The 13,219-nt window shown below is 68.1% G+C and carries 10 protein-coding genes; 5 read left to right on the top strand and 5 right to left on the bottom strand.

Going from position 1 to position 13,219, the window contains the following annotated elements:
* Nucleotides 1–256: 256 nt before the first annotated feature.
* Complete coding sequence (locus ON29_RS01405) at nt 257–979, bottom strand: SDR family NAD(P)-dependent oxidoreductase (RefSeq protein ID WP_040864326.1); 723 nt, start codon at nt 977–979, stop codon at nt 257–259.
* A 108-nt stretch (nt 980–1,087) separates the two neighbouring features.
* Here ON29_RS01405 and ON29_RS01400 point away from each other — a divergent pair, with 108 nt between their 5' ends.
* Nucleotides 1,088–1,720 (top strand): TetR/AcrR family transcriptional regulator, encoded by a 633-nt coding sequence (locus tag ON29_RS01400; protein WP_040864243.1) that lies wholly within the window; start codon nt 1,088–1,090, stop codon nt 1,718–1,720.
* A 49-nt stretch (nt 1,721–1,769) separates the two neighbouring features.
* Here the strand turns inward: ON29_RS01400 and ON29_RS01395 are convergent, their stop codons facing one another.
* From ON29_RS01395 to ON29_RS01385, 3 genes are all read right to left on the bottom strand, one after another.
* Complete coding sequence (locus ON29_RS01395; protein ID WP_157172624.1) at nt 1,770–2,435, bottom strand: hypothetical protein; 666 nt, start codon at nt 2,433–2,435, stop codon at nt 1,770–1,772.
* A 151-nt stretch (nt 2,436–2,586) separates the two neighbouring features.
* Complete coding sequence (locus ON29_RS01390) at nt 2,587–3,345, bottom strand: MerR family transcriptional regulator (RefSeq protein ID WP_040864241.1); 759 nt, start codon at nt 3,343–3,345, stop codon at nt 2,587–2,589.
* A gap of 710 nt (nt 3,346–4,055) precedes the next feature.
* Nucleotides 4,056–5,588: a SpoIID/LytB domain-containing protein gene (locus tag ON29_RS01385; protein WP_245548768.1), complete on the bottom strand. Its 1,533-nt coding sequence runs from the start codon at nt 5,586–5,588 to the stop codon at nt 4,056–4,058.
* Between the two features lie 442 nt (nt 5,589–6,030).
* On the opposite strand from ON29_RS01385, the gene ON29_RS01380 reads away from it, so the two are divergent.
* A complete protein-coding gene (locus tag ON29_RS01380; protein WP_040864324.1) occupies nt 6,031–8,391 on the top strand; it encodes an N-acetylmuramoyl-L-alanine amidase in 2,361 nt (786 codons plus the stop codon).
* 72 nt (nt 8,392–8,463) lie between these two features.
* On the opposite strand, the gene ON29_RS01375 is transcribed toward ON29_RS01380, so the two are convergent.
* Complete coding sequence (locus tag ON29_RS01375; protein ID WP_083863167.1) at nt 8,464–9,303, bottom strand: Cof-type HAD-IIB family hydrolase; 840 nt, start codon at nt 9,301–9,303, stop codon at nt 8,464–8,466.
* 155 nt (nt 9,304–9,458) lie between these two features.
* Here ON29_RS01375 and ON29_RS01370 point away from each other — a divergent pair, with 155 nt between their 5' ends.
* From ON29_RS01370 to ON29_RS01360, 3 genes are read left to right on the top strand one after another with little or no spacing between them, the layout of a single operon-like run.
* The gene (locus ON29_RS01370) at nt 9,459–10,436 is read left to right on the top strand and encodes an ABC transporter permease (protein WP_040864240.1); all 978 of its coding nucleotides are present in this window, start codon (nt 9,459–9,461) and stop codon (nt 10,434–10,436) included.
* Nucleotides 10,433–11,353: an ABC transporter permease gene (locus ON29_RS01365; RefSeq protein ID WP_040864239.1), complete on the top strand. Its 921-nt coding sequence runs from the start codon at nt 10,433–10,435 to the stop codon at nt 11,351–11,353. The genes ON29_RS01370 and ON29_RS01365 overlap by 4 nt, the downstream gene beginning before the upstream one ends.
* Nucleotides 11,350–13,218, top strand: coding sequence for an ABC transporter ATP-binding protein (locus tag ON29_RS01360; RefSeq protein WP_051174758.1), 1,869 nt, complete (start codon nt 11,350–11,352; stop codon nt 13,216–13,218). Before ON29_RS01365 ends, ON29_RS01360 begins: the two co-directional genes overlap by 4 nt.
* Nucleotide 13,219 lies beyond the last annotated feature (1 nt).

The following is a 13,219-nucleotide window of genomic DNA, read 5'->3' as shown; positions in this document are numbered from 1 at the left end:
CGCCGGATGTTTGCCGGAATGGACCCCGCGGGCAACCGCCGGGCTGTTTACTCCCCTGGCCGGCGATCGCGCTCGGTTCGCGATGCTCCGTGGCGGTGGGCCACCACGAACCGGTGCGCGACGAAGAGAACTCCCTTCTGGGCAGCGAGTCACCGAGGGGCCGCGTTCCTCGGTGATCGACTCGGTGCCCGCGGGCACCTTGGATGGATCCGAGGTGCCAAGGAGCCGTCCCGCGTCCGGATGCGCCCAACAGCCCTCAGGCCGGGAAACCGACGTCCAGCTCGACCTTGTCCCGCTCGATGTAGAGCCGCCAGTAGTGGTCGCCGAGTTCTTCGCCGCTGATGCGCACGATCTCGAGGCCGTCGGGAATCAGCTCCGGGTGCTCGTCGACGATCTGCGCGGCTCTGCTGCCCTCGATCAGCGCGCCGATGTTGAGCAACCCCACGTAGACGCCGGTGCCGCGCAGTTCCACTTCGAGTTGGCGCAGGTAGCCCCGCTGCGCGGCCAGCGCGATGCCGAAGTTGGCGAGGTAGGGCGCCACGAAATGCTCGGACGAGCCCGAGGAGAACAGCAGCGCTCCGTCGCCTCTGTCCACCATTTTCGGCGCCAGGGCCCGCGTCATCAGAATCGGTGAGTGCAGCTTGAGCGTGAGCGGCGCATCGAGGGAGGAGATGTCCACCGCCAGCGTCGAGGGCAGCCGGTCGCTCATGTTGCCCGCCGCGCCGTGCATCGCCACATCGATCGGCCCGAAAGTCGCCTCGATCTTCTCGATCACGCCCGTGACCTGCGCGGCGACGGTCACGTCCGCAGGGAAGGCGGCGGCCTCGATGCCCTCGGCCGCCAGTTCCTCGGCATGTCGGCGCGCCTTCTCGGGATCGCGCCCGATGACGGCCACACGGAACCCGTCGCGTCCGAATCGGCGGCCGGTGCCGACGCCCAGGCCGGGGCCGTACCCGAAGATCGCGATGGTCTTGGTCATTTTCACTCCAGAATTAAGTTGAGACATGGTTCAAGTTCGATATCGACGGTAACCTAACTTGAACCCATGCTCAACATATCTGCCACGGCTGATTTGTAGGATCGGCCTGTGGACAAGCCGTTACGCAGCGATGCCCAGCGCAACCGGGACGCGCTCGTGACCGCCGCCCGCGCCGTCTTCGAGGAACGCGGCCTCGACGCACCGCTGAAGGAGATCGCCGCCCGCGCCGGGGTCGCCATCGGCACCCTCTACAACCGCTTCCCCACCCGCGACGACCTCATCGCGGCGGCGGTGGAGGACCGTATCGAAGCGGGCGGCCGCATCGCCGAAGTCGCGCTGGCCATGGACGACCCTTGGGAGTCGTTCGTCTATCTGGTCGAGCAGGTCTGCGCTTTGCAAGCCGCCGATCGTCTGCTCAGCGAACTCGCCGTGCGGGTGGCCCCCAGCCGCGCCGTCGCGCAGGCGCAGGAATACGGCCACGGCTTGATGCGCCGGATCATCACCCGCGCCCAGGAAGCCGGGGTCCTGCGGGACGACTGGGTACTGGAGGACATCGCCTTCATCACCTGGTCGCACACCAGAATCGTCGAGGCGACCAGCCACATCGCCCCCGAAGCCTGGCGCCGCCACCTCGGCCTGGTGCTCGACGGCTTACGCGCGGAGGCCGCCCATCCCCTCCCGGTTCCCCCGATCACCGAAGACCAGCTGATGCACGCGCTCGGGCGCGACGACCTGGCCTAGTGGGCCTGTCGCCATGGCCCCGAGTGGCACCGAGCGCGCAGTCCACGCGTCAGTAGGGGGGTCGCGACTGCGGTGCGGGCGGGTGTTGGCCGAATTGGGACGCCGGTGGCTGGGCACCGGGCTGCGGAACCGGTAGCTCGAGACCGAACTGCGGCACCGGCGGCTGGAGACCGAACTGCGGCACCGCAGACGAGCGGCCGGGCCGCGGCAGCAGGGGTGCGGGTGAAGCAGTGAGGCGACCGAGCGGACTGGTCACGATCGCACCCAACGCGACCGTGCAGAGAGCTGCCCCGACGATCAGGTAGAAGGGCGAAGCGGCCGACCGCGCGGCCAAACCGTACTCACCGCCGTAGGTCGCCGTGATCAGGCCGCCGAAGAATCCCCATGCGGAGCCGATCAGCACCGCGGGCCGCCCAGCAGACTTGCCGAACAGCAGGAGGATCGCACCGGCGACCAGGACCACCGCCAGCAGCGCGGATACCCCCAGCAAGATTTCCTGCACCGCACGAATACGGGAGGCAGCCCACCAAGCGTCGAAATCCCTGGAGGCGTCCGGGATTCCGCTGGCCGGGCCGTTGAGTTCCCCGATGCCGAGCAATGCACCGACACCGATCCCGCCCGCACCGAGACAGGCCGCGATCACCGCCGACGCGGCGTGCCAAGTCGACGGTGCTCCACTGCCCTGTCCCCCGGGCGGAGCAAACGAATTGTTCATCGAACCCCCCTTCGATATCGAACCCTACTGCCCTCTCCCGACAGAAATCGACCCGAAAGCCGCCCTCGCACAGTGGTTTGGACGGCGTTCACAACCGGACGGACGACGGCCGGTACGCGTGCGTGCGTACCGGCCGTCGGAAGGTTGTGTTCTACAGCCGCTGCTCGGCGTAGACCTTCATCGCGTCGCGCACGAACTCCGCGGTACCCGCACCGTGCACGTCGTAGTTGACCGCGAAACGCGGATCGGCCACGTACATCTCGCCCAGGTTGACGAACGCCTCCTTCACCACCGGACGACCCTGCCAGCCGATGCCGATCCAGTCGTAGTGGCGCTGGACGATGGCCTGCACCTCGTCGCTGCCGGGGGTGAGCCCATCGGCGTGCGCGCGGCCGTAGTCGGCGGCGATGTCGAGATGGGTCTGCTGGAAGGTCTTCTTGTCCGCGTCGGACATCGAGCGCCACCAGCGGTCACCGCTCTCGTAGGCGTCCTTGCCCCAGCGTTCGATCACCTCGTCTTTGTACTTCGTGTGGTCGAAGCCGTCGAAAACTTCTGCTGCCACGAGTTGTTCACCTCTTTCCGTCTTGTGCAGCGTGGTGTGCACCGACTCGATCAGCCGCCGGATCCGATCCTGTTCCTGCCGAAGCAGGTCCAGGTGCGTGCGCAGCGCGGCGGCGGTGTCCTGCTCTCCGGCAAGGACTTCGGCGATGACCGGAAGCCCGAGGCCGAGTTCGCGCAGCAGCAGGATGCGTTGCAACCGCACGAGGGAGGCCTGGTCGTAGTACCGGTATCCGTTGGCGCCGATCCGGCTGGGCGGCAGCAGCCCCAGCTGGCCGTAGTGGCGCAGCGTGCGGCTGGTGGTACCGGCCGCCTTCGCCAGATCTTGGATGGACCATTCCTTGGTGACCACGACTTGTCCTCCCTCCTTCTCTCGTCGGTATGACCAGCTTGCAAGTTGACGTTACGTCAAGGTCAACCCCGATATCCGAGCGGATTTTCCGGCTCGGCGCAGGCTCCGGCAGGCGCGACCAGCACTGGCGACGGCACAAAACGAGCCGGGACCTCGATGGCACCGACTGTCCGGCCGAGCAGGGTTCCGCTTAGCGCGATCGCCGTGCCGGGCACGGGAGCGGGTGCGCGTGCGGCCGCTCACCACCCACCCCACCGGTGGTCCGCCCCCACCGGTCAGCTGCCAACCGGTCGCCACCCACTGAATCCACAGGTTGGAGGCCGAGGGACTGGTCGTGCGCAAACCGTGCGCGCCGGTCCGCGCCGGTCCGCGTCGGTGCGCGTTGAGCGCGGCGACGTCCGCGCACGTCGGTGCGCGTCGGTGCGCGTCGGTGCGCGTCGGTGCGCGTCGGTGCGCGTTGAGCGCGGCGACATCCGCGCACACGCGCAGGAATTCGCCGAGCCGTGGAAGATCGCAGCGCCGTCCGGCTCCCGCTCACCGAACAGGGCCGCTCGCTGATCGACGACTGCTGCTCGAGCACGTGATCGACCCCAGGGGCCGCGCGCCGCACTCGACGGCACCTCGCGCCAGCGACCGGTCGGACTACTGCCGAGTCGGCCGAGCCGCTGGGCGACACACCTCGGTAGTGATCATCGCGAGGGGTTTGCGAGCTAAGCCCCACCGCCCTGCGCGGAGGTGGCACCAAGCGGTGTTCCACCACCGGGTGCGATCGCACCGGATTGGGCGACGCCGCTAGCACCACGCGAGGCAACCCCGGGGTGAGCCGCACTGCCGGGCAACGCAACGTCCGCCTGAGCCGCACCGTCCGGCAAGACAACGTCCGCCTCAGCCGCACCGCCAGGCAAGACAACGTCCGCCTCAGCCGCACCGCCAGGCGCGGTGGCTGTAGGCGGGATTCCATCACCCGGGGCGGTGGCATCGGACCGAGCCGGATCGCGGGGTGCGATTGGGGAAGACATAGACCCACCACCGGGTGCGATAGCACCGGGCTGAGCACCGGGCGGCGGGACAGCGCCGGGCTGAGCGCCACGAGACGCCGTGGCGGGCTGATCCACACCAGCAGGGGCGATAGCGCCGGCCTGAGCCGCGCCAGGCGAGACGACACCAGGTGCGGTAGCGCCAGGCGACGCCCCGGGCGGGATTCGTGACGGCTCACCCGCTTCCGGAACCGCCTGCAACATGCGTGAGTAGTCCACGACCTGCGCGCCCAGTGTGGGCGTCACGATGATGACTCCGTTGGTGTAGAGCCGGTAGGTGCCCGCGCGACGCGGCAGGATCATCTCCGGCCCGAGCGGCGTACCGATCGTGCTGGTCGCGCCACCGATACGGCGGTATTCGGCATCTATCGCCGACTCGGTGACCGCCACCTGTTTGCGCGGATCCCCGGGTGGCGCGGTGGTGGTCGACTCGCCGGGCGCGGGGCCGACCTCGAGGGTCTGGATGTCCGCGGGTTTACCGCCATCGGGCGCGGCGGAGTACTCCGTGCGCAGGATCCGGCCGTCGCGCAGCAGGACCGCACCGGCCGTTGCCGACACGGCGGCCGCCGTCCTCGGATCCTCCTGCGCAGTGCCGGGATACCGCTGGCAAGCAGTGGTGTCACAGGTCTGCGCGTACGGATAGCGCTGTTCGGCAAGGGCATAGGAGCGCGCCGCGATCGCCTGGGCGCGCAAGGCCTCCGCCGCGCCCTTGTCCGCCCAGTTGGGCTGCACCTCCGCCGGGACCACGCCGAGTAGATAGTCCTCGACGTCCACCTGGTTGATCGTGCGGGCCGCCCCGTCCTCGAGGGCGACGCCGAGCGCACCGCGATACGCCGAACCCCCGCACAGCGTGAGATGTTCCGCCGCAGGGCGGTTCGGCCGGGAGTCGACGGGACGGATCCAGGGGTCGTCGGTCGCCGCCTGCCACAGCACGTCACCGTCGCAGCCCGCCGTAACGACCACGCTCGCTCGGCCACCCGGCTGCGGCGTCAGGTGCGCGACCTGACCGGGCGCCACCTCCCTGCCCGCCACGCGCAGGCCGGTGTCCGCGAAGGCGTCGAGAGCAGAGTCGTCCCGCGTCATGAGGCGAACCCGGACGGCGGTGGGCGCGATGGTGGTGAGCGTCGCGCCTGGGTAGTAGTGCTCGAGGATGCGTTCGGCTGCCCACCCCGCTCGCGCGTTCTCGAACGCGCCCACCTGGCTCATGCCGCGCCCGTGCCCAGGTCCTGCCAGAGGGCGATATGGAGCGTCCAGCGGACCGCCGGAGTGCACGAAGAGTGTTCCAGCGACCATTCCGAAGCCGATTAGCAACACGATCGATGGCGAGTGAGGGCACAGCTGTCGCCGATGCGGTCGCGCGACGCGCGATCGCTCCGAGAAAATGCCATTTAACAGCATTGTTCTGCTCTCGGTGTGCTCAAATTACGAGGCATACGTTCACTCCCGTGGTTTCCTCAGACGGTCGATCTCCATCTTTTCGGCACGTTCTGTAGATGCGATAGCAATCAACAAGCTACATTCAGGCAATCACATAATCCTCAACCAGAGGTTTAGTTATGTGACAAATGTGGCTATTGTGATCATTGCTACATCAGGAAGCAACCCTGAATCACTCATGATCCCCGGTTCGACCTGATTGGAGACGCTCGTGCGGTACCGCAAACCGAAACGTTCCTACGTGCTCCCGGTTGTCACCACCCTCGCGGTAGCTGCCCCACTGGGCACGCTGACGTTCGGCGAATCGACCGACTACCGCACCACCACCAACAGCGAACCGGCCGCCGTAACGGCCGAACTCGCCGAGGTCGCGCTCACCCAGGCGCCCGATATCGTGCTGCCGCTGCGCGAACTCACCGGGTTGAGCCTGCCTGATCTGCATCTTTCCGATCTGCGCATGCTTCCGATCGCCGAGTCCATTCCGATTCCGGATGGCCCGCTACCACCGGACGCGGAGCTGACGGAAGGAGTGCGACTACCCAGCTCGAATTCCGGCCAAACCTCCGGCCCGGAATTCACTCCGAATCGTTCGCCGGAGAGCCCGAATTCCCCAGCTCAGCCCATTTCCCAAGGCAGTGTGCGCTTCATCGCGGAGCCCGAGCGGCTCCAGCCGGGCACCACTCCCGACACCCCCGCGCTGTCTCCCGGCGCCGTGACCCCCGAGCTGATGAGCCAAGTGGGGGCACAGGTGAAAGAACTCTCCAGCGACACTCCGTTCAGCATGGTCGCGCTCACCGCCCGGCAGTTGGCCGACACCGCGGCCACGATCCGGGCTCGGCAGCCCGACGGCACGTGGGGGCCCTGGTACGACACCGAACCGGTCGACACCCACCGCACCGACCGCTCCGGCCCGGGTGTGACCGACGGCACCGAGCCGCTCTACGTCGGCGAGACGAACGCGGTGCAGGTCCTGGTCACTCGAAAGCAGGCTGCGGCAGGCCCGGTTCAGCCGGTGGCACAGCCCGCAACCAGCGCGGACGACGCGGGGCGACAACCCGCCCCGCGTTCCGACGACCCGGCCCCCCAGGCCGCGGACCTGACCGCCGTGCTCATCGATCCCGGTCGGGGCGCTGCCGACGGCTCGCTGCACAACGTCGCCGCGGCGCTGCCCGGCGGCGGACCGAGCGTGATCACCCGCGCCCAGTGGGGCGCCGACGAATCGATCCGCTGCGACGAACCGACCTACGACGACGGCCTCGGCGGCGTCACCGTGCACCACACAGCGGGCCGCAACGACTACAGCAAGTCCGAGTCGGCCGGAATCGTCCGCGCGATCTACACCTATCACGCGAAAACGCTGGGCTGGTGCGACATCGGCTACAACGCGTTGGTCGACAAGTACGGCCAGGTCTTCGAGGGGCGCTTCGGCGGCCTGGACCGCCCGGTGCAGGGTGCGCACGCGGGTGGGTTCAACGAGAACACCTCCGGTGTCGCGCTGATGGGCAACTACGAATCCGAGCAACCGAGCGAGGCGGCGATCGAGGCGATCGGCGCCTTCGTCGGCTGGCGCACCAAGATCGCCGGACTCGATCCCAAGGGCAACACCACGATGGTCTCCGAGGGCACCTCCTACACCCCGTATGCCCAGGGCGAGGCGGTCCAGTTGCCGGTCGTCTTCGCGCACCGCGACGTCGGCAACACCACCTGCCCCGGCGACGCCGCGTACGCGCTGATGGATCGGATCCGCGACATCGCCGCCGGTACGCCGGGTGCGTCCGGCGGCCAGGACAGTCGCCCCCCGGCATCCGGCGAATCCGATGTGGCGAACCTCGCCGCGCTGACCACGAAGCTGCTGAACATGGTGCAGGAGAACATCATCGCCAGGCACTGGTCCCAGTCCGGCGGACCGAACGGCCCGCTCGGCGCCGTCCGCTCGGACGTGCTGCCCGCCGCCGAGGGCCGGCAGTACGCGAAATTCTCCAACGGTTACGTCTACACCGCGGCCGACGGACAGGTCGTCGAGGTGCTCGGCACCATCCTGGACCGCTTCCTGCAACTCGGCGCCGACACGGGTATCCTCGGACTCCCGCTGCAGAACGCCTACCCGGTCCCGGACGGCCTGCGCGCCGACTTCGAACGCGGCTCGCTGATCCTCAACCAGCTCACCGGCATCGTCACGACGGTGTGGAAGACCTACAACGACACCTACCGGGAGGAAACCCACCGGAACCCGGTCGCGGCGCAGGTGAGCGCGCCGATTCCGCCGCACGCGCCTGCTCCGGCCGCATCGGTTCCGGGCAGCGCCCCAGGTCAGGGTGTTGCCCAAGCTCCGGCCGCCCAAGCTCCGGGCAATGCCCCGCTCCGAGCTGACACCCCGGCTGCTGTGCCCGCTCCGCCGATCGCTCCCGCAGCAGGGACTCAGGCTCCGACAGAGTCAGGCGCTCGCGCCCCGATCGGTCCGTCCCCGGCAGAACCCCAGCAGGTGGCCACCATCGAGCCGTCATACGGTCCGGCACCCGCGGTTGCCGACCCAGCCGAAGCCGCATCCCCATATCCCTCACCCGAGGACTGATCGCGAACCACTCGGCAGGTCACACTGATTCGGAGCCCGCGCCACGGCGGGGGCTCCGGCTTTGTACCACCGCTACATCCACCAGCGTTCGAGAATTCGCGCGACTCCGTCGTCGGAGTTCGATTCGGCGATCTCGTCGGCGGCGGCGATGGCCTCGGGGTGGGCGTTGCGCATCGCGACGCCGTGGCCCGCCATGGTGAGCATGGGGACGTCGTTGGGCATGTCGCCGAACGCGACGATGGTGGACTCGTCCACGCCGAGCCGCTGCGCGACCACCGCCAGCCCGGCGGCCTTGGTGATGCCCGGCGCGGACAGTTCGATGAGCCCGTGCTCGGTCGAGTAGGTGATGTCGGCTCGCTCACCGATCAGCGGGGCGAGCACGGTGCGCATGTCCGAGCTGCGCGCGCCGGGTAGCCGGATCAGCATCTTGATGGCGGGCGCGTCGATGACCTCCTCGCGGGCGACCGAGGTGTCGTCCGGGTTGAGCCAGGCGTGCTCGTACTGCGGCGAGCTGACGAATTGCGGGGTCACCGCGTCGTGCGCGCGCTCGCCGACGCGTTCGGCCGCCAGACCGCAGCCCGGCAACGCCCGCTCGGCGACCTCGGCGAGCCAGGCGAGCGTCGGCACGTCCAGTGTCATGCTGGCCAGCACCCGGTCGGCGGCGCTGTCGTAGATCACCGCACCGTTGCCGCACACGCACAGCGGGGCGTAACCCAGGCCCTGCACCACGGGATCGATCCAGCGTGGCGGACGCCCCGTGGCCAGGACGAACGGCACACCGTCGGCGATCAGGGCGCCTACCGCTGCCTTGGTCCGCGCGGTGACCCGCTCGTCGTGATCGATGAGCGTGCCGTCCACATCGGTGGCGACCATCTTCGGCTTGGGCAGGTGCAGGGGCATCACCCATTCCATCCTGCCGGACGACGCCCGTCCGGTCCTGCGGGCCGGTGTCCGGCCGAGCCTCGGACATGCCCGGATGTCGTGTGGCACGCGCGCCGCCGACCACGTCCTTATGATCGGGGACTAATACCGACGCTGGCCCGTCCAGCCGAAAGACCAGAGGACTGATGACCGGCTTCCTGCTACGACGCGCGCTCAACTATGTCGTGCTGTTGCTGCTGGCTTCGTTCCTGACGTTCAGCCTGGCGTCACTGACGTTCCGGCCGCTGGACAGTCTCGAACAACGCAACCCGCGCCCGCCACAGGCAGTGATCGACGCCAAGGCCGAGGAGTTGCATCTCAACGACCCGATCCCGCAGCGCTATATCACCTGGCTCGCCGGTATTCCGCACGGTGACTTCGGCACCACGCTGGCCGGTCAGCCGGTCAGCCGGGAACTGCCGCGGCGGGTCGCGGTGAGTCTGCGCCTGTTGATCGTCGGCTCCCTGGTCGGCACGGTGCTGGGCGTACTGATCGGCGCCGCGGGCGCGATCCGGCAGTACAAGTTCAGCGACTACTTCACCACGGTGGTGTCGCTCCTGGTCTTGAGCACACCGGTGTTCCTGCTCGCGACGCTGCTGAAATACGGTGCGCTGGAGATCAACTCGCTCACCGGGTCGCAGATCTTCCTCTATACCGGCGAGACGTCGGCGAACAAGATCGAAGGGTTCGGGCCGCAGCTGCTCGACCGCGTCCAGCACCTGATCCTGCCCACCACCGCGCTGGCCCTCGGCGCCATGGCGGGCTACAGCCGGTATCAGCGCAACGCCATGCTCGACGTGCTGCAGAGCGATTTCATCCGCACCGCTCGCGCCAAGGGCCTCACCCGAAGCAAGGCGCTGTACAAGCACGGCCTGCGCACGGCGCTGATCCCGATGGCCACACTGTTCGCCTACAGTCTCGGCGCCCTGATCACCGGCGCGACGTTCACCGAGAAGATCTTCGGCTGGCACGGTGTCGGGGAGTGGCTGGTCGACTCGATCAACGCGCAGGACCTGTACGTCGTGGTGACGGTGACCGCGTTCGCCGGCCTGGTCGTGCTGGTGTCGGGTCTGCTCTCCGACATCGTGTACGCGATTCTCGACCCGAGGGTGCGTGTGGGATGACCGAAGCCGAAATCATCGTCCAGGGCGCCCCGGAAGTCACCGCGACCGGACGGCGCAGGCTGGTCTTGCGGCGCTTCCTGCGTAACAAGCCCGCCGTCGCGGGTGGCTTGATCCTCATCGCGCTGTTCGTCGCGAGCTTCGCGCTGCCGCCCTTGCTGGCCTACGACTACCAGCAACTGGACTACACCGCCCTGCTCAAACCACCGAGCGCGAAACATCCGTTCGGCACCACCCAGATCGGTCAGGACGTGCTCGCGCAGACTCTGCGTGGATTGCAGAAATCGCTGGTCATCGGCCTGTGCGTCGCGCTGTTGTCCACCACGATCGCGGCCACCGCCGGTTCGCTGGCCGGATTGCTCGGCGGCTGGACCGATCGCGCGATCATGTGGCTGGTCGATCTGCTGCTGGTGGTCCCGAGTTTCATCATCATCGCGCTGTTCGCGCCGCGCACCAAGGGCAGCGGTTCCATCCTGCTGCTGATCGTGCTGTTGTCCTGCTTCGGCTGGATGATCTCGGCAAGGATCGTGCGCGGCCTGACATTGAGCCTGCGTGACCGCGAATTCGTCCGGGCCGCTCGGTACATGGGGGCGCCAACCCGCACGGTGATCCTCAGTCACATCATCCCGAACATCGCCTCGATCCTGATCATCGACACCACCCTCACCGTCGGCTCGGCGATCATGGCCGAAACGGGGCTGAGCTTCCTCGGTTTCGGCGTGCAGCCGCCGGACGTGTCGCTCGGCTCGCTGATCGCCGCGGGCACGAAATCAGCGTTGACCTATCCGTGGCTGTTCCTGTTCGCGGGTGGTCTGCTGATCATCACCGTGCTGTGCGCCAACCTCGTCGGTGACGGACTGCGCGACGCGTTCGATCCCGGCGCGAAGCGGGCTCGGTCGAAGAAGAAGGCGAAAGCATGACGAGCGCAGGAGAAACCGAGAAGACGGCCTCGACCGCGCCGCTGCTGGAGATCACCGATCTGCGGGTGTCCTTCCCCAGCGAGGAGGGCCGGATCGACGCGGTCCGCGGCGTTACTTACACGGTGTCCGACGGCGAGGTGCTCGCCATCGTCGGTGAATCCGGTTCGGGGAAGTCGGTGTCCTCGCTGGCGGTGATGGGATTGCTGCCGGAGCAGGCGCGGATCACCGGTTCCATCCGCTTCCGCGGACGCGAACTGCTCGGGCTCGGTGATCGCGAATTGTCCAGGCTGCGCGGCAGTTCCATCAGCATGGTGTTCCAGGACCCGTTGTCGGCGCTCACGCCGGTGTACCGGGTGGGCGATCAAATCGCCGAAGCCCTGCTGGCGCACGGCAAGATGGGCAGGCGCGAAGCCGCGAAGCGGGCGGTGGAACTGCTCGACCTGGTCGGCATCCCCGATCCGGAGGTGCGGGCCAAGGCGTTTCCGCACGAGTTCTCCGGTGGCCAGCGCCAGCGGGTGGTCATCGCGATGGCGATCGCGAACGATCCGGCGCTGATCATCTGCGACGAGCCCACCACCGCGCTGGACGTGACGGTGCAGAAGCAGATCTTGAATCTGCTGCGCAAGGCGCGCGACATCACCGGCGCGGGCGTCATCATGATCACCCACGACATGGGCATCGCCGCGACCCTGGCCGACCGCGTCGCCGTCATGTATGCGGGCAGGATCGTCGAGACCGCCACCGCGGCGGACCTGTTCAGCGCGCCGCGAATGCCGTACACCGTCGGCCTGCTCGGTTCGATTCCGCGCATGGACGGTCCGCCGCGGCAGCCGCTGATCCCGATCGTCGGCGCGCCGCCCGCTATGCACGCCCTGCCGCCCGGCTGCTCGTTCGCACCCCGCTGCCCGGTGGCGATCGACGAATGCAGAGCCGCGGAACCCCCGCTCGAGGCCGTCGAACCCGGGCATACCGCCGCCTGCATTCGCACCGCAGAGGTCGGCGCCGACGACTTGTTCGAGGCCTACCGCCGCGAGATCGCCGAGCCGGAGGCCGTGGCGGAGGTGGAGTCCGATGTGGTTCTGCGCGTCTCGGATCTGGTGAAAGTCTTCCCGATCACCTCGGGTGTAGTGCTGCGCCGCCGCACGGGGGAGGTCAGGGCAGTCGACGGCATCAGCTTCGAGGTCCGCGGCGGGCGCACCTTGGCGCTGGTCGGGGAGTCCGGCTCCGGCAAATCCACCACGCTCACGCAGATTCTCGATCTGATACCGCCGCAGTCGGGCGCCATCGAGATCATGGGCAACGATGTCGCGTCGCTGAGCAAGGCGCGCAAGCGGGAGATTCGCCGGAAGATGCAGATCGTCTTCCAGGACCCCACCGCCTCGCTGGACCCGCGCCTGCCGATCTTCGACGCGATCGCCGAGCCGTTGCGCATCGACGGGCGACCGCGCGCCGAAATCGTCCGCCGGGTCCCGCAACTGCTCGAGCAGGTCGGGCTGCGCCCCGACCATGCCGACCGCTATCCCGCGGACTTCTCCGGCGGCCAGAAACAGCGCATCAGCATCGCCCGCGCACTCGCACTGGACCCTGAGCTGCTGGTGTTGGACGAGCCGGTCTCCTCGCTGGACGTCTCGATCCAGGCGGGCGTGCTCAACCTGTTGCGCGATCTGCAGACCGAGCGCGGCCTGTCCTACCTGTTCGTCTCGCACGACCTGTCGGTGGTGCGGAATCTGGCCCATGACGTCGCCGTCATGTATCGCGGCAAGATCGTGGAATACGGCCCGGCGGAGCAGATATTCGCTGATCCTCGGCACGAGTACACCAGGGCGCTGATCGACGCGGTGCCGGTTCCAGCAGTCAGCCGATAGT

It is taken from the genome of Nocardia exalbida NBRC 100660, assembly GCF_000308575.1.
GTDB lineage: Bacteria > Actinomycetota > Actinomycetes > Mycobacteriales > Mycobacteriaceae > Nocardia > Nocardia exalbida.
This window is presented reverse-complemented; position numbering and strand designations above follow the sequence as displayed.

What these genes read in the sequence shown, in the direction of transcription:
- ON29_RS01360 (WP_051174758.1), top strand. Translation starts at nt 11,350, where the DNA reads ATGACGAGCGCAGGAGAAACCGAGAAGACGGCCTCGACCGCGCCGCTG.
- ON29_RS01365 (WP_040864239.1), top strand. Translation starts at nt 10,433, where the DNA reads ATGACCGAAGCCGAAATCATCGTCCAGGGCGCCCCGGAAGTCACCGCG.
- ON29_RS01385 (WP_245548768.1), bottom strand. Translation starts at nt 5,588, where the DNA reads ATGAGCCAGGTGGGCGCGTTCGAGAACGCGCGAGCGGGGTGGGCAGCC.
- ON29_RS01370 (WP_040864240.1), top strand. Translation starts at nt 9,459, where the DNA reads ATGACCGGCTTCCTGCTACGACGCGCGCTCAACTATGTCGTGCTGTTG.
- ON29_RS01395 (WP_157172624.1), bottom strand. Translation starts at nt 2,435, where the DNA reads ATGAACAATTCGTTTGCTCCGCCCGGGGGACAGGGCAGTGGAGCACCG.
- ON29_RS01405 (WP_040864326.1), bottom strand. Translation starts at nt 979, where the DNA reads ATGACCAAGACCATCGCGATCTTCGGGTACGGCCCCGGCCTGGGCGTC.
- ON29_RS01375 (WP_083863167.1), bottom strand. Translation starts at nt 9,303, where the DNA reads ATGGAATGGGTGATGCCCCTGCACCTGCCCAAGCCGAAGATGGTCGCC.